Genomic DNA, 17,946 nt, shown 5'->3' on the forward strand with positions numbered 1-17,946 from the left:
GCGTTGTTTGAAAGCTCAGGGCAGGGGGCCGTGGGCGGCCTCGTGCAGCGCACGGGCCTGTTCTTTCCATTGTTCACGGCTGGCGCGGTTTTTGAAGCCCAGGATCTCGCTGAAGGCGCGCAGCTCGTCGTCATTCCATTGTGCGATCTGCCGCCAGGTGCGGATGCCGTGGGCGCGGAGCTGCTCGCTGATGACGCTTTTGATGCCTTTGATCAGGGTGAGGTCGTCATCCGGTGTTCCAGCGAGCGCGGCGGCATTTTCTGCGACGTGATGGAGAACGCGCGCCTGGTTTTGCAGACGTTCGATCTCGCGGCTGGCAGACTGGAGACGTTTTTCGCTGTCGGAGAGGCTGCGGTAAGCCAGACCCAGCCCGGCGGGGTCTGCCGTGGTCTGAGATTCCAGCTTGGTGACACGGCGCTGCCAGTCATTCCGCTCCTGGGTGAGTGCGGTGACAGTGGGCTGCTGCGCGACGAGACTGGCCTCCAGCGCGGCGATGGCACCCTGCAATCCGGGAACACGAGGCACGGCCACGACGGGTTTGGGAGTCTTGGGAGTCTTGGGAGCACTGGGGCGTTTACGCTTTGCTTTTTCAGCCGCAACCGGCGCTGTTTCAGGCGCTGCCAGCGGCGCGGCGGGCTCCGGGCGTGACCGCAGGTGCTCGATTTCGGCGTGGGCGGCTGCCAGCGCGGCGCTGACGTGATCACGCTCTGTGCGCAGCAAGTCGAGATCGCGCAGGGTCTGGGTGTGTTCGGCCTGGAGCGACTGGTGGGCTTCGCGCGTCTTGGCCGCGTCGTCCTGGCTCAAGGCTGTTGCCGCCCGTGCGTTTTCCAGTGCTTCACGCAAAGCACGGAGTTCGACGGCGTTGGCGTCGAGCTGGCTGCGGAGGGTGTCGTGCTCGACTTCACCCGCGCTGCGCGCCGCTTGCGTGTCGTCGATCTGGGTTTGCAGTTCCTGAATGATCTTTCGCAGGTCCGCTCCGCGCCACTGCCAGCCGAACCACGCGAAAATCACGGCGGTGAGGCCGAGCAGCGGGGCGAGGTAGAGCAGCAACCAGAGAAACGAGGACATCAAGGCGTGGATGTAGGCGTTGGGAGATGGGAAATCCAGTCGCGGAGCTGCTCGATGGCCTCCAGCGAGCGTTCTTCGACCCGCATGGCGGAAAGGCCCTTGGGCAGGCGTTTGGAGCGCACCAGGCCGCCGGCTTCGACCAAGTCTCGGGTGACCGGCAGCACCACCCAGGGGCTGCCGGGCGTGGCGATGGCAAAAATGCCCTCGGCGTTCGAAGCGGGTGCCTGCGGCAGGCTTTTGACCGTGTGCAGGATGTCGCTGGCAGGCTGGCAGCCTGCGTCGAGGCGCAGCTCGTCATGCAGCACGAGAATGCGCGGCGCGTAGGCCCGGCGTGCCGCCGCGATGATTTGTGAGCGCGCGGATTCCTCCGCCAACTGGCCGCAGAGCATGGCCTTGCCGCCAAAGACGGCCAGTGTGATGAAAGCCTGCCGCGTGTGGGCCTCAGCCAGAGTTTTGTCCGCGCCTTGCAGCCAGGCGATGAGTTCATTGCTGTCCTTCTGGAGCAGCATGGCATCAAGATCCGCCGGGAGGTCTTTTTTCCATGGCTGCGCATCGCCCGCAACCTGCCAGTCCAACGGCTTCCAGGCACCGCCATCCAGGCCGAGATAAAGTGTTTTTTTCTGATCTGAGTCCTTGGCTGGCAGCAGCGCTGTGGAAACCGAGGCAAACTCACCGCCGGGGCGGCGCTGCGGGCTGATGCGGACCTCATCATGCACACGACGGGGCGCGAACACGGCCAGCGCCTCGTCGAGCAGGGCGCCTTTGACCGCCGCGTCGGCCACCTCGCCACGGAGCGTGATTTCCTGGCCGCGTGTGGCGATGAACACATGGCCGCGAGGCAGTGTCGCCCGCCGGTGCTCCTCCACTTCGGCCGCCTGCTGCTTGTGCGCGGCCTCGCGCACCTCCTGCAACGCGGGCAGGACGTGTGCTTGCCATTCCGCCTCGGTCACGCCATGCAAACGGGCCTCCGCCAGCAAGGCGGCATCGGATTGTTCAGGCGTGAGCGACTTCCACGGCTGCCCGATGCGCGTGAGCATGAGCTGCGCCCTGCTTTGTGGCGCTGGCACACCGCGCAGGGTGGCGGTAACGCTGGCGGCCTCGTCGTGATGCTCGCTGTCGATCCGGGGCGTCCCCTGAACCACACCGCCACGCGTGCCCCAGCCCTCCTGCACGCTGCGGGCCAGGTCGCGTGCCTCGAACTCACTGGCGGCAGTGCCCAGCAGCCGCGCCTGGGGGCCGGTGGCGGCCAGCAGCAGCCAGCCGGGCGGAAGCGGGACCACCTCGATCTCGTTGTGAACAGCGCTTACAGGATTCAGCCGCAGGCCGAGGCTGGCCGCCAGCGGTGTGGGCGCGCGGACGAGATCGCGCACGGTCTGCTCAATGGCGCTGCGATCCTGCGCGGTGCGCACGGCTCCGCTCAAGCGTGCCTGCTGGCCGTCAAAGGCCAGTTGCAGTCGGTCCAGGCGGCGGTCCAGCACGGGCTGACGTTCGAGCGTTTCCCGTGCCGCAGTTTCGAGCGCGATTTGCACACGCGGTGCGAGCACCAGCGCACCGAACAGCCAAAGCGCGGACAACGTGACAACGGAGGTGATCCAGCGCGCGCGATTCATGATGGGTCACGTCTTGGGCGTGAGCAGGCGCACCTCGTCAAAACTCAGACGGCGCACCTCGCCGCGCTGGCTGGTCTGCACGAAGGTTTCCGTGCCCACATCCAGGCCGGTGAGCCAGCCATTGCCGTAAGCCCAGGTGTCGATGCAGATGCGTCCAGGCAGGAGGACTGGCAGTCCGTTCTTCTGCGCCGTGTGGCCGCAGATCAGCGTTTTTCCGGAAAAATGCGGGTGCGAGTCATCCAGCCGGCGCCAGAACAGCCAGTCATCGCTCTGGTCCGGCATCGGCAGCATGGCGTTCACATTTGCATGGGCAAAGAGGTGCGTGTCCGTGGCGTGCCAGCGGCGCAGGCGGCTCAGGAAGGCCCAGTGCGTTTCCGGCACCTTGTTCCACTCCGGTTTGGCCCATCCCGCATAAGACTCCATGGTGGCGCTGCCGCCGACCGCGAACCAGGAACTGGAATCCACCGTGCTGTCACGGGCGTCGAGCATGAGAATTTCATGATTGCCCAGCAGGGGGATGAGCTGCGTGTGCTTCTCCAGCTCCAGCAGGCGCTCGATCACACCCCGCGTGTCCGGGCCGCGGTCCACATAGTCTCCCAGCATCACCAAGATGTCCGCCGGCGTGGGTGAAAGCTCCTGCAGCATGAGATTCAGCGCGGCGGAGCAGCCGTGGACGTCACCGATGACCAGCGTGCGTCCCGGGGGCTTGTCACGCGGGGGCAGCCGTACCTTCGACGTGTGAACGTCGGGCGCGTCGTCGCTGACCAGGATGGGCATCCGCCATTCTTGCGCAGCGCAGGCGGGACGCAACCGTTGATCATCGCATTGGCGTGATGTCTTGCGGCGTGCTACAGGCACGCAGCCGCGAATGAACCCCACCCGCCTCTCCCAGACCGATGCCCCGCCGATTTTCGAGGCTCGTGGCGTGCGGAAGGTCTATCACACCGGGGAGCTGGACGTGGTGGCGCTTCAGGGGGTAAATCTCGACTTCCACAGCGGCGAGCTGGTGGTGCTGCTCGGTGCCTCCGGCAGTGGCAAGTCCACACTGCTGAACATCCTCGGCGGGCTGGACATTCCCACGGCGGGTTCGCTGCGCTACAAAGGCTGGGACTTGAGCGGCGGCGGCGAGCGCACGCTCACCCAGTTCCGCCGCAACTGCGTGGGCTTCGTCTTTCAGTTCTACAACCTCATCCCCAGCCTCACCGCCCGCGAAAACGTCGCCCTCATCACCGAGATCGCCCCGGACCCGATGAAACCCGAGGATGCGCTCGACCGCGTGGGCCTCAGCCACCGCATGGATCATTTCCCCTCGCAGCTCAGCGGCGGCGAGCAGCAGCGCGTCGCCATCGCCCGTGCCATCGCGAAAAAACCCGAGGTGCTGCTCTGTGACGAGCCCACCGGCGCACTGGACGTTCACACCGGCATCACCGTGTTGGAGGCCGTGGAGCGCATCAACCGGGAACTGGGCACGCTGACCATCGTCATCACTCACAACGCCGCCATGGCCGCCATGGCCGACCGCGTGCTCTATCTCTCCGACGGCCAGATCATCAAGGAGACCCGCAACGCAGAGCGTCTGCCGGTGACGAGCCTGGAGTGGTGAGGATCAGCCCCGTGCTGGCGTCACGGTGCAGGTGCGCATGCCGCGCAGAATGCGATGCGCGCATTGCTCGAAGTGCGCCATGATTTCATCGGCGTCGGCCCCGGGAGGCAGTTTTCCGTCGGCTTGGACGGGTTTGTCGCTGAGGCCGTCGAGAAAGAGCAACACATCCGTCAGGCTGTGGAAGAGCTGCGCCTCCTGCTCGGCTTCCGGCAGCATGACAAAGGCGAGGTTCAGCAGCCAGCGGCCGTTTTTTTGTAGGATGAAGCGCTGCGGCTTGAAGGTGCTGCTGCCCGGTTCGTAGCCCTCCTGGCGAACGAGATAGGGACCGTGGCCGCCATGTGCCCAGCCGAGGTTCATCACCTCGCAGCGGGCGGGATCGTTGCTGAGAGCGGCCATCTCAGGTGAAAAGGATGTGTGTTCCTGCTCCGGCGGACTCCTCGTAAAACTGACCCACGGTCAGCACACCATCGACGCGGTCCATGAGGTCCTCCTTCTTCAGCTTGAACATGTCCATGGCCAGCTTGCAGGCATAAATCTTGCCGCCGGAGTCGGAGATGAGTTCGAGGAACTCGCGCACGGGCGGGATGTCGAGCTTCTCCATCTCCTTGTTCATGAGATGCGTCGCGAAGGCAGACACGCCAGGAATCGCGCCCATCACTGTCGGAAAGGGAATCGTCATTGGCAGGCCGAGCATGGGCATGGCCATGTTCAGCGCGGAGTTGCCCACGGTGGCGACTTTCAAGTGATCGAGAGTCTTGTTTGCCAGCGCGTTTAGGCCAAAGAAGGTGAAGAACAGCGACGCCTCGATGCCCTCCATGCGCGCACCATTCGCCATGATCAGCGCCGGGTAAATCCCATCCAGCGAGCCTCGGCTCACGATGATGGACATCTTTTTGACGGGTTGTTTGTCGTCGGTCATAAGAGTTTCAAGTTTCAGGTTTCAAGTGGATCAAATGCAGCCCACGGGTTTCGGGATGCCGGCAATTTTGGAGGACTTCTTCAGTGGGCCGCCGGGGAAGAGGTCGTAGAGTTCCTTCGTGGTCACGACGCCGCTCTTGCCCATGCTGCGGATCGTGAGTGCCGCGCCTTTGGCCTGCTGCTCACGTAAATAGCGCACGACTTTCATGTGCGCTTCCGTCAGTGCTCCGACACCCTCCTCTGCGGCGATGGCGGCGGCGATGGCTTCATTCCATTGTGACGCGTTGGTGAGGTAGCCCTCTTCGTTCACGTCAACTTCGGTTCCTGCGATGGTCTTGTTCATAATTCAGTGGGTTGGGATGATGATTACGCCTCGGCCGGTTTCTTTTTCTGTCGGCTGATGCCTGGCAGCGGCCAGCCTCTCAGCAGGACGTTCCAATACACATGCCGGAAGGCCAGCTTGCCGAGATGGTTGAGACGACTTTCCTCCAGCAGCTTCATGGGGCCGAAGGAGAAGGGGAAATTTCCTTCATGAGGTTCATACTCGTAGTTGAAATCGATGAGCAGCGCCTTGCCGTTGCCGGATTCGATGAAGCAATTCGAATGCCCGTCGAACTCCTCCTTCAAAGGCTTGCCCTGGATGTGGAGCATGACGTTGTCGGCCAGTGTTTCGCTCTCAAAATGGGCCACGGAACCAGCTTTCGACGCTGGAAGGTTCGTGGCATCACCGATGATGAACACATCGGGATGCTTGAGCGATTGCAGCGTGTGTTTGTGCGTCGGAATGAAATCCAGGTCATCACCCAGCGCGCTGCGTCGCACAGCTTCATCGCCCATGTTCGTCGGTGTCGTTACCAGCAGGTCGTAGGGCACCTCGCGACCATCGAAACAGACGAGTTTGTTGTTCTCCTGATCGACCTTCTCGGCCACGAAATCAGTCACCAGTTCGATCCCTTTGTCTCCGAGCAGATGCCCGAGTTTCTTCGACGCCTTCGGCTTCGTGAAGGCTCCCGAAAGCGGTGTCACATAGGTCAGCGTGACTTTGTCGCGGATGCTTTTCTCCCGGAAGAATGTGTCCGCCAGGAAGGTGAACTCCAGCGGGGCCACGGGGCACTTGATCGGCATTTCGTTGATGTGAACAACGACGCGACCACCCGTGAAGGTCTTGAGCTTCTCGCGCAGCGCACGCGCTCCATCCAGCGTGTAGAAATCATGCACGTTCACACGCCACTTCGGCCCCAGCATGCCCGCTGTCTCTTCCGGGGCCGTGCGGCAGCCAGTGGCGACGATGAGCAGGTCATACTTCAACTCACGTCCATCCTTCAGCGTCACCGCATGGCTTTCAGGCGTGATTTGATCCACCTCCGCCTGGATGAACTCGACTCCACGCGGCATGAAGTCTCGCGTCTGGCGGATGATGTCGCTTTCCTCATACTTGCCGAAGGGCAGAAACAAAAAGCCCGGCTGATAGAGATGCTTGTCCGAGCGGTCCACCACCGTCATGCGCCAATCAGATGCAGGCAGGCGTTTGCGCAGATGGTTTGCCATCATGGTGCCTGCGGTGCCGCCGCCGAGGATCAGTAAATGTTTGCTCATGGGGGTTGAAAGGTTGTCTTTGCCAAACTGCTATATGAGCGTATGCGTATATGCAAGTTTTAACTCTCCTCTGATCTTGTCCTCCATGAGCCATCACCTCGAATCCGACGAACGCGGCATCATCCTGCCCTGCCCCGCCTGCGGCACCGCCAATCGCATCGCCTACGCCAAAGTTGGCCAGCAAGGCCGTTGTGGCACCTGTAAGGTGGATCTGCCCTTGGTCGCCGCTCCGGTCGAAATGACCAGCCCCGCCGCCTTTGCCGCGCTCATCTCTCAGAGTCCGCTACCCGTCGTCATCGACTTCTGGGCCGCCTGGTGCGGCCCCTGCCAGATGATGGCCCCCGAGTTCACCAAAGCCGCCGCCCAGGCTGCTGGCGAGGCCCTCTTCATCAAAGTGAACACCGACGAGCAGCGGCAAATCGCCAGTCAGTTCCGCATCCAGGGCATCCCAGCCTTCGCGTTGATGCGCAACGGCAAAGTCACCGCTCAAACGAGCGGTTTCCAGCCTGCGGCGCGATTGCTGACGTGGATGAGGCAGAGTTGAGCGCCTGACAAGGAACGGCGCTTTTCAAGCGCCGAGGCGGTTGGAAACCGCCTCTCCTTGCGATGCAAGCTTTGAGCCGATGAGCCTACCCATCTCCCAGTCGAATTCAGTCCATTTATGTCCAATTCGGACCGTTTCACGCACACCCGGCACCGCCCTCACTTCCGCACAACCTCCCCAAAAGAAATGCCTGCGGCGGTCACTTCGGTTGCGAAAGGGGACGCTCGGTGATGCCGCCGTCTTCGACATCCACGATCCGGTCGAAGACATCGAGCGTGCGGTGGTCGTGGGTGACGACGAGGACGCCGGCGTTGCGTTCGTGGGCGACTTTGGCAAAGAGTTCCATCACCTGCCTGCCGCGCTGGCTGTCGAGCGCGGCGGTGGGTTCGTCGGCGAGGATGAGGCTGGGATTGTTCGCGAGGGCGCGGGCCACGGCGACGCGTTGCTGCTCGCCGCCGGAGAGGGCGACGGGCAGGTTGTTGGCGCGCTCGGCGACGCCGAGGTAGTTGAGCAACTCCATGGCGCGTTGGCGTGCGGCCTTGGGCGCGGTGTCGTTGACTTCGAGGGCGATCTGCACGTTTTCCAGCGCGGTGAGGAAAGGAATGAGATTCGCTTTTTGAAACACGAAGCCGAGGTGCTGGCGGCGGAAGGCGCGCAGATCGACGAGCGCTTTTGATCCATCGAGCACGGGCGTGCCGTTGATGGCGACCTGACCGGAGGTGGGCGGATTGATCAGCGCCATGGCGGTGAGGATGGTCGATTTCCCGCTGCCGCTGGGGCCCAACATGCCGACGATCTCGCCGCGCGCGATGCTCAGCGTGGCATCGCGGATGGCGACGACCTCGGTATGGCCGCTGCCATAGACTTTGCGCAGATGCTGGACTTCGACGGCGGGCGTGCTCATGCAGAGAGGACGGTGTTGGGCTCCACGCGCATGGCTTTCCAGATGCCGAGCATGCTGGCGAGCGTGGAGATGATGAGGACGATGAAGCCGAGCGAAACGAGGTCCGTCGTCTCGACAACAACGAGCCGTGGGAAGCGCGGAAAGGCGAACTGGCCGATCCACCACGCGAGCGCGTAACCAAAAGCGCCCATGAGCAGCGACTGCTGGAGAATGAGTCCGCCAATGACGCTGTTGCGCGCGCCGATAAGCTTCAGCAGCGCGATGTCGCGGATCTTGTCGAGCGTGAGCGTGTAAATGATGAGCGCGATGATGATGGTGGAGATGATGATGAGCAGCACGCGGAAGAGGCCGAGCTGGCGCTTCGCCTTGTCCACCATGCCGGAGAGCAGTAGGTCTTTTTGTTCCTGTGTGGAATACACCGTGATGTCCGGCCAGTTGCCCAGCGTGGCACGCACGGCGGCCATGTCTGCGCCGGGAGCGAGCGTGACGAGCACGGCGCTGACCTGCGGCTTGGCAAAGGCGGGAATGGCGCTGGAAAGGCCTGCGGCTCGCTCGACAAACTCCGGCTGCATGCGCCCGAGGTCGCTGGAGGCCACGCGTTCGCGGCGGGCCTCGCGCTCGATCCGCACGGTCTCGCCGGGCACATTGAACTGGATCGCCATGGCATCGCTGACGGTGAAAAAGGCCAACCCATCGCCACTGGAGCCGACGAGACCTCGCGTGAGGCCGACGACTTCATAGACGTCCTTCCCCAGCTCGATACGTTCGCCCAAAGCGATGCCGAGCGAGGCATCGGCGATCATTTCAAAGTGCGCCCGCTCGATGCTGCGACCTGCAATGAGTGGAATCCATCCACCGCGATCCTCCGGCCACGACAGGCCCTCCACGACGATGCGCAGCGACTTGCCACAATGCTCACGCTGGATGGTGTGCGAGACGAAACGCCTCGCCGAAGCCACACCTGGCACGGCGCGTGCCCGATCCTCCAAACTCGCCGACACACGCGACATCTCCGCAAAAGGTCCACGCGTGCCGCCCTGCACGATCCACAGATCCGCGCCGATGCGGTCCACCAGCAGCGTCGCTTCATAAATGAGTCCGCGATAGATGCCGCTCATGCCCAGCACCACCATCAGCAGCAGCCCGATGCCGAGCGTGGTAAAGATGAAGCGGCCCGCGTTATGCCGGATGTCGCGGACGGCGAGGTTCATGGCTTCGCGGGGTCGATTTGGATATAAACCTCCGCCCGCTGGCCCACGGCCCAGTTCACCGGGAGCTGCTCCACACGCACATCGACGAGGAACTCCCGCGTTTCGCGGTCCATTTCGCGTCCGAGCCTCGAAACGACACCGGGATAGTTTTTCTGTGGCTCCGAGCGGAAGACGACGCGTGCCTTCTGCCCCTTGGCCAGCCTCGGCATCTCCGTCTCATCCACCCAGGCACGAATCCACAGCTCATCGAGCGAGATCAGCTCCATCAGCGTCGCGCCGGGCACCAGCATCTCACCTGGTTCGCGATCGCGGCGAATGATCAGCCCATCATACGGCGCGGTGATCTGGGTGAAAGCGAGCTGCTCCTTGCGATGCAGCATGGTCTTCTCCGCCACCAGCACCTGCCCCTGCGCCTCGGCGATGGCGGCGTTGGAGCGTTTCAAATCGGCCTCGGCCACTTGCAGCGCCTCCGCCGCCTTGTCCGAATCCGTCTGCGACACCGCGTTGGATGCCAGCAAGCCCGCGAGCCGCTTCGCATCTTTCCGTGCCTGCTCCAGCACCGCCTGAGAACGTGCCAAATCAGCCTCCACACGCTGCGCGGTCTGCTGCGCCGCCGAGAACCATGCCTCTGCAATCGCGGCCTGCTGTTTCAGGTCCGCATCATCCAGCTTTGCAAGCAATTGCCCCTTCTTCACCGTGTCACCCTGATCCACCAGCACCTCCGCCAGCCGTTCCTGGATGCGTGCGCTCACCTGCGTCTTCACCCGCGCCTCCAGCGTGCCCGTGCCGAGCACATCTCTGCTTGGAGATTGAGCGCCAGCACCTCCAGCGATCAATGCGAGAGCGAAAAGAGAGGTGCGGAAGTGTTTCATCATTGGGTGTCCGGTTTCCACGACATATAGCCGCGGTGGATGTGCTGGATATTCTTGAAGCCGAGTTCCTTGAGCTTCGCGACCGCTTTGCGACTGCGAAAACCGCCAGCGCAATAGACGAGCACAGGCTTCTCCTTATCGAGTTCGGCGACTTTGTCTTCGAAGTCATCGTCGCCGATGGAGATGTTTACCGCTTTCGGCAAAGCGCCGCCGTCGAATTCACCTTTCGAGCGCACATCGAGCACCTGTGTCTCCGGATGCCCGCAGAGCCAGGCGTTGGCTTGATCGGCATTCAGATTGGCACACACGCAACCCGGCGCGGCTTTGAAGAGGTTGCCATCCCAGCTTCCTTCATACCAATACCAAAGACCGACGACGACAGCGGCGATGAGGAGAGTCCAGAACATACGGCGGATGATCATGAAACGTGAAAGGGCGTTCAAGCCCCGCCGAGTTTCTTCACCTGGTTGGAAAGGCGCTTGAGGAGGTTGCTGCACACATTGTCGCAGAGGTCGGTGATGCTGGGATCGGCGATGAAGCAGATCACCGTGAGGCCTTCCTTGCGGCGGCCGACCATCCCGGCATCGACGAGCGATTGCACATGGCGAGAGACGTTGGCCTGAGTCAGGCCCGTGGCCTCGACGAGTTCGGTGATGTTCTTCTCTTCTTCCTCCAGCGCCCTCAGGATTTTCAAGCGACTGGGCTCGGCGAGGGTGCGGAACCAGGATGCGATCAAGATGAGCGCTTCTTCGGACACTGGAGGCGGAGTTTTTTTGGTGCGGGAGGCCATGATTGAAAAAGCGTTTGCGCGTTTATTCTATATGCGTATAGACTCATATAGTTGAGTTGAATTATCCTTCAAGACAATTCGGCGTCAATCTCGAAACCACCTTCCGACATGAAACTCGAAAACGCCATCCGAGCCCTCGCCGGCACCTTCATCCTCGTCAGTCTCGCCCTCGCGCACTATGTGAGTCCGAACTGGCTCTGGTTCACCGCCTTTGTCGGCGCGAACCTCCTCCAGTCCGCCTTCACCGGCTTCTGCCCGGCCGAGACGATCCTCAAAAAGCTCGGCGTCGGTGGTTCCTGCTGCGCCGGAAAATAACTTCACTCATTCCACCATGAAACGAATGATCCCGTTACTTCCTTTGCTCGTGCTGGCCGCTTGTGGCAAACACGAGTCCGCTCCACAAGACGCCGCGCCGCTCCCAAGCGTCATGGTGAAGGTGCAGACGGCGAAGCTGGAACCCCACACCGCCACCGAGGAGGTCGTGGGCACTGTGCGGTCGAAACAACGAGCTGTCGTCGAGGCGAAGGTCAGCGGCCGCGTGCTCGAATACACCGCCACGCCCGGAGCCATGGTGAAAGCGGGCGATCTGCTCGCACGGCTCGATGTGCAGGAAATCCAGGCAAAGGTTGATCAGGCCCGCGCGATGCTCGATCAGGCAAAACGCGACTTTGATCGTCAAAAGCAGCTCATCGCCAGCAATGCGACCACGCGGCAGGAATTCGACGCGGCCGATGCTCGCGTGAAAATCGGAACCGGAGCCGTGAGCGAGGCCGAAACGATGATGAGCTACGCCAAAGTCACCGCGCCCTTTGATGGTGTGGTCACGCGCAAGCTCGCCGATGTGGGCGATCTCGCCATGCCGGGCAAACCGCTGCTCGAAATCGAAGCGCCGACCTCCCTGCGCTTCGAAGCCGATCTTCCCGAGGCCATCCTCGATCGCGTGAAGCTCGGTGAAAAGATGTCCGTGCGCCTCGCGAAGGTCATCGAAGGCACCGTGAGTGAAATTTCACCCGTGGCTGATCCCGTGAGCCGCACCTTCAACGTGAAGCTCGACCTCCCGCAAACTGAAGGCCTGCGCACCGGCCAGTTTGGTCGCGTCTTGGTGCCTGTGGCCGAGGTGAAACTGCTGCTCGTGCCTCAAAACGCCGTTTTGAAGCGTGGGCAGATGGAGATCGTGTTTGTCGCCCAAAATGGCAAAGCCGCGCTGCGTCTCGTGAAGACCGGCAAGGTGCTCGAAGGCCGTGTGGAGGTGCTTTCTGGTCTCGAAGAAGGTGAACAGATCATCGTGAGCGAAACCGCGAAACTCACCGACGGCCAACCCGTGACGATCCAGCCATGAGCGAGCCCAAAAGTACAGTAGCCATCTCGCTCCCGCGAGATGAGCAAAACGCTCCCGCAAACAACAGCGGTGCTCAAACGACGGCCACGGTGCGTGACGGCGAAAGCCCTCAGCTCATCTCGACGGAGCGAGATGGCTACTCTGCTTCGCATCTCGGCATCGCAGGTCGCATCGCGGCGGCGTTCATTGATTCGAAGCTGACGCCGCTGGTGGTCATCGCGTCCGTTTTGCTCGGCGCAGCCGCGATTGTGCTGCTGCCACGCGAAGAAGAGCCGCAGATCAAGGTGCCGATGGTCGATGTCATGGTCGCAATGCCCGGCTCCACCGCGAAGGAGATCGAGGAACGCGCCACACGACCGATGGAAAAGCTGCTGTGGGAGGTCCCCGGCGTGGAATACCTCTACAGCATCTCACGCGACAGCGAGAGCCTCGTCATCGTGCGCTTCAAAGTGGGCGAAGATCCCGAGCGCAGCCTGGTGAAGATCACCGAGAAGCTGCGCTCGAACTTCGACCGCATCCCGATGGGCGTCACCATGCCCATCGTAAAGCCAAAGAGCATCGACGACGTGCCGATTCTCGCGCTCACCTTTCACAGCAGTCGTTACGATCACCTCACGCTGCGTCGTTTGGCCGCGCAGGTGGATGAATCCATCAAACAAGTGCCGCTCGTCGCCGAGACGACGCTGCTCGGTGGTTCGCGTCGCGCCGTGCGTGTGATGCTCGATCCCGTGAGGCTCGCCAGCCGCAATCTGAGCCCCGCCGGCCTCGTGCCGATGCTCCAACAGGCGAACCGTCAATTCCGCGCCGGTGGCCTCACCACAGGCAACAACGAAGTCCTCGTCGAAACCGGTGCATTCCTCAAAACCGCCGAAGAAGTCGGCAACGTGGTCATCGGCGTCTTCAGCGGCCGTCCGGTGTATCTGCGCGAAGTCGCCGAGATCATCGATGGAGGCGAGGAGCCGACGCAATACGTCTTCCACGGCTCTAAAACGAACGACGAACCCGCCGTGACACTCAGCATCGCCAAACGCCCTGGTGCGAATGCGATCAGCGTGGCTGACGAAGTGCTGCAAAAGGTCGAGCTGCTCAAAGGCCGCATCATTCCGGCTGATGTCACCGTTAGCATCACACGCAACTACGGCGAGACCGCAGCGGAGAAATCGAACGAGCTGCTGCTGCACATGGGCATCGCCGTTTTCAGTGTGGCGATCCTCATCTGGCTCACGCTCGGCTGGCGGGAGAGTGGCATCGTCGCGGTGGCCATTCCCGCCACGCTGGCACTCACGTTGCTCGTTTTTTACCTCTACGGCTTCACGCTGAATCGCATCACGCTCTTCGCGCTCATCTTCAGCATCGGCATCCTGGTCGATGACGCCATCGTCGTGGTGGAAAATATTGTTCGGCATTTCCATCTGCCGCAAAACAAAGGCCGCAACTGGTCCGCCATCGCCGTGGAAGCCGTGGGCGAAGTTGGCAATCCCACCATCCTCGCCACCTTTGCCGTCATCGCCGCCGTGCTGCCGATGGCCTTCGTCGGTGGCCTCATGGGACCTTACATGCGCCCGATTCCGATTGGAGCCAGCGCGGCGATGTTTTGGTCGCTGCTGATCGCGTTCATCGTCACGCCGTGGGCTTCGATTCGGATTCTGCGTTGGGGGAAGAAATATTCGACGCTCACCGACGGCACGCCCTCGGCCAAAGATCTCGAACATCACGACGCCAGCGAGCACCCCGAGGATTTCTTCACGAAACTCTACCGCCGCGTCATGGGGCCGCTGCTGCATCACACCGGCTGGCGTTGGACATTCCTCATCGGCATCACCGTGCTGTTGCTCGCCAGCATGGCGACCGTCGGACTCGGCTGGGTGAAGGTCAAAATGCTGCCGTTCGACAACAAGAGCGAGTTCCAAGTCATCCTCAACATGCCGGAAGGCTCGTCGCTGGAGCAAACCGCCGCCGTCGCCCGCGAAATGGCCGCCGCGATCCGCACCGAGCCGGAAGTGACCGATTACCAAGTCTATGCAGGTGTCGCCTCGCCCTACAACTTCAACGGGCTCGTGCGTCACTACTTCATGCGTCGCGGAGCCAACGTCGCTGACATCCAGGTGAACCTCGTCGGCAAACACGAGCGCAAAGCGCAGAGCCACGACATCGCTAAACGCATCCGTCCCGCCGTCACAGCCATCGCTGATCGCTATAAAGCCCGTGTCGCCATCGCCGAAGTGCCACCAGGCCCGCCTGTGCTGCAAACCCTCGTCGCGGAGATTTATGGACCCACCGAGGAAGCGCGGCTCAAGCTCGCCGAAGCCGTGAAGACCATCTTCAAGGCCACGCCCGGCGTTGTGGATGTCGATTGGTATATCGAGGCCGATCAGCAAAAAGCCCGCTTCATCATCGACAAGGAAAAAGCCGCGCTTCACGGCATCAGCGCCGCCACGATCTCGCAGACGCTCAAAATTGCCGTCAATGGCGAAAACGTCGATTTGCTGCATCAGCCCGAGGAGAAGGAAGACGTGAACATTCGCCTCGAACTGCCTCGTTCCGCCAAAACCACGCCCGAGGAGCTTCTCGCCCTCCGCGTGCGCTCCGGCGATGCCAATGCGCTGCCGGAGCCCGGTGCCAGCGGCTCGCCACTCGTGCCTTTGCGCGAGCTGGTGAAGGTGGAGCACGTCACCGTCGAAAAGAGCCTCTATCACAAGAACCTCATGCCCGTGACCTACGTTATCGGCGACGTTGCGGGCATCGTCGAAAGCCCCGTGTATGCCATTTTCCAGATGAACGAGGCGCTCAAGAAGCTCGACACCCGCGAATTCGGCGGCAGCGGCGAGGAACTACAAATCCTCAACGCCTCCATGCCCTTCAGCGATGCCGAACCCGCGATGAAATGGGACGGCGAATGGCACATCACCATCGAAGTCTTCCGCGATCTCGGTGCCGCGTTCGGTGCCTGTATCATCCTGATTTACGTGCTCATGGTCGGTTGGTTCCGCAGCTTCCTGACGCCCGCCATCGTCATGATCGCCATCCCGTTCTCGCTTGTCGGCATCCTGCCCGCGCACGGATTGATGGACGCCTTTTTCTCCGCCACCAGCATGATCGGCTTCATGGCCGGCGGCGGCATCGTAGTGCGGAATTCGATCATCCTCGTCGATTTCATTGAGCTACGCGTGCGTGAAGGCATGCCGCTGAGCGAAGCCGTGATCGACGCCGGAGCCGTGCGCTTTCGTCCCATGCTGCTCACCGCCATGGCCGTCGTCGTCGGAGCTGCGGTGATCCTTGCTGATCCGATCTTTCAAGGTCTGGCCATCGCACTCATGGCGGGAGAAATCGCCAGCCTGCTCATCAGCCGCATGGCCGTGCCGGTGTTGTATTTCATGGCCAACAAACATTCACACCCCGAACCCAAACCCATATGAAACCCAACATCGGAACAGTAGATCGCGCCCTGCGCGTCATCCTCGGCCTCGGCCTCATCGCCTACGGCATCGTCAACCACAGCTGGCTCGGAGCCATCGGCGCCGTGCCGCTACTCACCGCCTTCATCCGCTTCTGCCCACTCTATGCCCCACTCGGCATCAGCACCTGCGGCAAAGGCGGCAACGACAAAGGCGGCGGCTGCTGCGGTGGCGGGAAGTGCTGCTAATCTTAGCTTAGGTTTTCTAGCCTGTGCTCAACGTCCCCAACCAAGCCCAGCCTAGAAAGGCTAGGCTACAACTCGCAAAACCATGACTCGCTACCTCATCCCCATCGCCATCGGAGCCGCGCTTGGTTCCCTCATGGGCTACTTCGGCCAATGCAGTTCCGGCACCTGCCCGCTCACCTCTACCTGGTGGCGCGGTGCCATTTACGGCGGCGTCATGGGGCTGCTCTTCAGCATGAGTTCACGTCATTAAGCCGCCTCAACGCAGTGCGCCGCTGAAGAAGAACGTGAGGGTCTTCCCCACACCCCAGGCCAACCGCGCCAGCACATTCACCCCTGGGATGGTTTCGCCGCCTTCGCTACGGCTGATGGTATCCCTACAGAACCTCAATGAACGTGGTCTGGGATGCTGACCAGCTGGCCGATGGCAGGTGCGTGAGTTGATCCATGGGAAACGTGCTGGGATTGGCCTTCACATCTGGCAGCTTTTGACGACAAGATGTGGTCGAGTGTGAAATAAACGATTGCTGGCTCATGCGCCGTTTTTGAGACGCGATATGAGCGGTTCCGGCTCAGATGTGATCAAGTCCGTTAAGTGTACCCGAGCCGCTAGAGAACTTGTCGCTTTCAATGCCGAGGCCTTGGAGCATGGTGACGAAAAGATTGGCCAGCGGGGTGTTGTTCGTGGTGTCGAAGGCAAGGTTCTGGCCGTGTTTGAAGCCGCCGCCGGCGAGGATGAGGGGGAGGTTTTGGTTGCTGTGGGAGTTGGCGTTGCCGAGGCAGCTTCCGTAGAGCACCTGCGTGTGGTCGAGCAGCTTGCCGCCGGTCTCGGTGACGTCGCGGAAGGCTTTGAGGAGATCGGCGAAGGCCTTCATCTGGGCTTCTTCGATCTTCTTCAGTTCGGCGATCTTGTCGGGTTCGTTGCCGTGATGGGTGAGGCCGTGGGTTTCGTTTTTCACGCCAGGCACATGCGGCACGACGCTGAAGGTGCTGAGCGAGAGCGTGACGACGCGCGTGCTGTCCGTCTGCAAGGCGAGGCGGATGAGGTCAAACATGAGTTTGGAGCGTGCGATGACCTCGTTGGCATCGGCGATGTCTTTGGGTTGCCGGTAGTCCACTTTGGGCTTCGGTCGGTTTTCCCACTCGATGTTGCGCTGGAGCCGGATTTCGAGTTCGCGTACACTTTGGAAGTATTGATCGAGCCGTGCGCGGTCTTCGGGGGCGCTGCTTTTTTCGAGTTGCTTGGCTTTGTCGAGGATCAAGTCGAGAACGCTGCCACCGGCCTCGATGCGGCGCATGGTGGCGGCTTTCTCTTCAGGCGTTCCGGCGACAAAAAGTCGGCGATAGAGCTTCTCGGCACTCTTTTCAGATGGAAGCATGACACCCGAGCGGGAGATGGCGATGGAGTCGCCGTAGTGCTCGCCTTTGCTCACGGAGACGGCGAGCGAGGGGAAGCGTGTGTCGAGACCGAGCTTCTCGGCAACGAGTTGATCGAGGGAGAGGCTGTTGCGGAATGTCGGCTGGCCCGGATGCGGCGCGCCGCTGAGGAAGCACTGGCCCGCGTGGTGGTTGCCGTTCACGTCAGGGTGTGAGAGGCCGTGGAAGGTAGTGAAATGCGGTCGCTGCTCTGCGAGGAGGTCGAGGTAGGGGCTGGAGGTCTCGCCTGCCTTCGGGAAGAAGAACTCCGGCATCATGCCCAGCGGCACATGAATGGCGAAAAGCCGCTTCGGCGGCAGCTTTTCGGCCGCACGGCCGATGGTGGGTAGAGCAAGCAAAGCGCCAGCAGCGCGGAGGAAGTGTCGGCGAGTGTGCATAGGTAAGAATCGACAGAAGAATGGGGACAGGAGAATG

Annotated in this window: 20 protein-coding genes; 7 read left to right on the plus strand and 13 right to left on the minus strand. The window is 61.8% G+C overall.

Features of this window, described 5'->3' with window-relative positions; genetic code table 11:
• Positions 1-15: 15 nt before the first annotated feature.
• The 3 genes from ACILSI_RS05080 to ACILSI_RS05090 are packed head-to-tail and all read right to left on the minus strand — an operon-like array spanning position 16 to position 3,455.
• Positions 16-1,068 carry a hypothetical protein gene (locus tag ACILSI_RS05080; RefSeq protein WP_395720764.1) on the minus strand — a complete coding sequence of 351 codons (1,053 nt, stop codon included), beginning with the start codon at positions 1,066-1,068 and terminating at the stop codon, positions 16-18.
• Entirely contained in the window at positions 1,068-2,678 is a 1,611-nt protein-coding gene (locus ACILSI_RS05085) for a hypothetical protein (RefSeq protein WP_395720765.1), read from the minus strand. Before ACILSI_RS05085 ends, ACILSI_RS05080 begins: the two co-directional genes overlap by 1 nt.
• Before the next feature lie 6 nt (positions 2,679-2,684).
• Positions 2,685-3,455, minus strand: coding sequence for a metallophosphoesterase family protein (locus ACILSI_RS05090; protein ID WP_395720766.1), 771 nt, complete (start codon positions 3,453-3,455; stop codon positions 2,685-2,687).
• 91 nt (positions 3,456-3,546) lie between these two features.
• On the opposite strand from ACILSI_RS05090, the gene ACILSI_RS05095 reads away from it, so the two are divergent.
• Positions 3,547-4,281 (plus strand): ABC transporter ATP-binding protein, encoded by a 735-nt coding sequence (locus ACILSI_RS05095; RefSeq protein ID WP_395720767.1) that lies wholly within the window; start codon positions 3,547-3,549, stop codon positions 4,279-4,281.
• Between the two features lie 3 nt (positions 4,282-4,284).
• On the opposite strand, the gene ACILSI_RS05100 is transcribed toward ACILSI_RS05095, so the two are convergent.
• Genes ACILSI_RS05100 through ACILSI_RS05115 form a run of 4 tightly spaced genes read right to left on the minus strand, consistent with a single transcriptional unit; the run spans position 4,285 to position 6,795 of the window.
• Positions 4,285-4,677, minus strand: a complete 393-nt coding sequence (locus ACILSI_RS05100) for a hypothetical protein (protein ID WP_395720768.1) — start codon at positions 4,675-4,677, stop codon at positions 4,285-4,287.
• Between the two features lies 1 nt (position 4,678).
• On the minus strand, positions 4,679-5,200 hold the full coding sequence (locus ACILSI_RS05105) for a DsrE/DsrF/DrsH-like family protein (RefSeq protein WP_395720769.1): 522 nt from the start codon (positions 5,198-5,200) through the stop codon (positions 4,679-4,681).
• Between the two features lie 30 nt (positions 5,201-5,230).
• The gene (locus tag ACILSI_RS05110; RefSeq protein WP_395720770.1) at positions 5,231-5,542 is read right to left on the minus strand and encodes a TusE/DsrC/DsvC family sulfur relay protein; all 312 of its coding nucleotides are present in this window, start codon (positions 5,540-5,542) and stop codon (positions 5,231-5,233) included.
• Between the two features lie 23 nt (positions 5,543-5,565).
• Positions 5,566-6,795: an NAD(P)/FAD-dependent oxidoreductase gene (locus ACILSI_RS05115; protein ID WP_395720771.1), complete on the minus strand. Its 1,230-nt coding sequence runs from the start codon at positions 6,793-6,795 to the stop codon at positions 5,566-5,568.
• Positions 6,796-6,880: 85 nt separating this feature from the next.
• On the opposite strand from ACILSI_RS05115, the gene trxA reads away from it, so the two are divergent.
• Positions 6,881-7,339: a thioredoxin gene (gene trxA, locus ACILSI_RS05120; protein ID WP_395720772.1), complete on the plus strand. Its 459-nt coding sequence runs from the start codon at positions 6,881-6,883 to the stop codon at positions 7,337-7,339.
• Positions 7,340-7,538: 199 nt separating this feature from the next.
• On the opposite strand, the gene ACILSI_RS05125 is transcribed toward trxA, so the two are convergent.
• Genes ACILSI_RS05125 through ACILSI_RS05145 form a run of 5 tightly spaced genes read right to left on the minus strand, consistent with a single transcriptional unit; the run spans position 7,539 to position 11,116 of the window.
• Positions 7,539-8,243, minus strand: a complete 705-nt coding sequence (locus tag ACILSI_RS05125) for an ABC transporter ATP-binding protein (protein WP_395720773.1) — start codon at positions 8,241-8,243, stop codon at positions 7,539-7,541.
• Positions 8,240-9,454, minus strand: a complete 1,215-nt coding sequence (locus tag ACILSI_RS05130; protein ID WP_395720774.1) for an ABC transporter permease — start codon at positions 9,452-9,454, stop codon at positions 8,240-8,242. Before ACILSI_RS05130 ends, ACILSI_RS05125 begins: the two co-directional genes overlap by 4 nt.
• The gene (locus ACILSI_RS05135) at positions 9,451-10,329 is read right to left on the minus strand and encodes an efflux RND transporter periplasmic adaptor subunit (RefSeq protein ID WP_395720775.1); all 879 of its coding nucleotides are present in this window, start codon (positions 10,327-10,329) and stop codon (positions 9,451-9,453) included. Before ACILSI_RS05135 ends, ACILSI_RS05130 begins: the two co-directional genes overlap by 4 nt.
• Positions 10,326-10,748, minus strand: a complete 423-nt coding sequence (locus ACILSI_RS05140; RefSeq protein WP_395720776.1) for a rhodanese-like domain-containing protein — start codon at positions 10,746-10,748, stop codon at positions 10,326-10,328. Before ACILSI_RS05140 ends, ACILSI_RS05135 begins: the two co-directional genes overlap by 4 nt.
• A gap of 17 nt (positions 10,749-10,765) precedes the next feature.
• Positions 10,766-11,116, minus strand: a complete 351-nt coding sequence (locus ACILSI_RS05145; RefSeq protein WP_395720777.1) for an ArsR/SmtB family transcription factor — start codon at positions 11,114-11,116, stop codon at positions 10,766-10,768.
• A 108-nt stretch (positions 11,117-11,224) separates the two neighbouring features.
• Here ACILSI_RS05145 and ACILSI_RS05150 point away from each other — a divergent pair, with 108 nt between their 5' ends.
• From ACILSI_RS05150 to ACILSI_RS05170, 5 genes are all read left to right on the plus strand, one after another.
• The gene (locus tag ACILSI_RS05150) at positions 11,225-11,431 is read left to right on the plus strand and encodes a DUF2892 domain-containing protein (RefSeq protein ID WP_395720778.1); all 207 of its coding nucleotides are present in this window, start codon (positions 11,225-11,227) and stop codon (positions 11,429-11,431) included.
• 25 nt (positions 11,432-11,456) lie between these two features.
• Entirely contained in the window at positions 11,457-12,455 is a 999-nt protein-coding gene (locus ACILSI_RS05155) for an efflux RND transporter periplasmic adaptor subunit (protein ID WP_395720779.1), read from the plus strand.
• A complete protein-coding gene (locus tag ACILSI_RS05160) occupies positions 12,452-15,871 on the plus strand; it encodes an efflux RND transporter permease subunit (protein WP_395720780.1) in 3,420 nt (1,139 codons plus the stop codon). Before ACILSI_RS05155 ends, ACILSI_RS05160 begins: the two co-directional genes overlap by 4 nt.
• On the plus strand, positions 15,868-16,098 hold the full coding sequence (locus tag ACILSI_RS05165) for a DUF2892 domain-containing protein (protein ID WP_395720781.1): 231 nt from the start codon (positions 15,868-15,870) through the stop codon (positions 16,096-16,098). The genes ACILSI_RS05160 and ACILSI_RS05165 overlap by 4 nt, the downstream gene beginning before the upstream one ends.
• Before the next feature lie 82 nt (positions 16,099-16,180).
• The gene (locus ACILSI_RS05170) at positions 16,181-16,348 is read left to right on the plus strand and encodes a DUF6132 family protein (protein ID WP_395720782.1); all 168 of its coding nucleotides are present in this window, start codon (positions 16,181-16,183) and stop codon (positions 16,346-16,348) included.
• Between the two features lie 319 nt (positions 16,349-16,667).
• Here ACILSI_RS05170 and ACILSI_RS05175 read toward each other — a convergent pair whose 3' ends face one another.
• Entirely contained in the window at positions 16,668-17,909 is a 1,242-nt protein-coding gene (locus tag ACILSI_RS05175) for a DUF1552 domain-containing protein (protein ID WP_395720783.1), read from the minus strand.
• Between the last annotated feature and the right edge of the window lie 37 nt (positions 17,910-17,946).

This window comes from Prosthecobacter sp. (genome assembly GCF_044232965.1).
GTDB lineage: Bacteria > Verrucomicrobiota > Verrucomicrobiia > Verrucomicrobiales > Verrucomicrobiaceae > Prosthecobacter.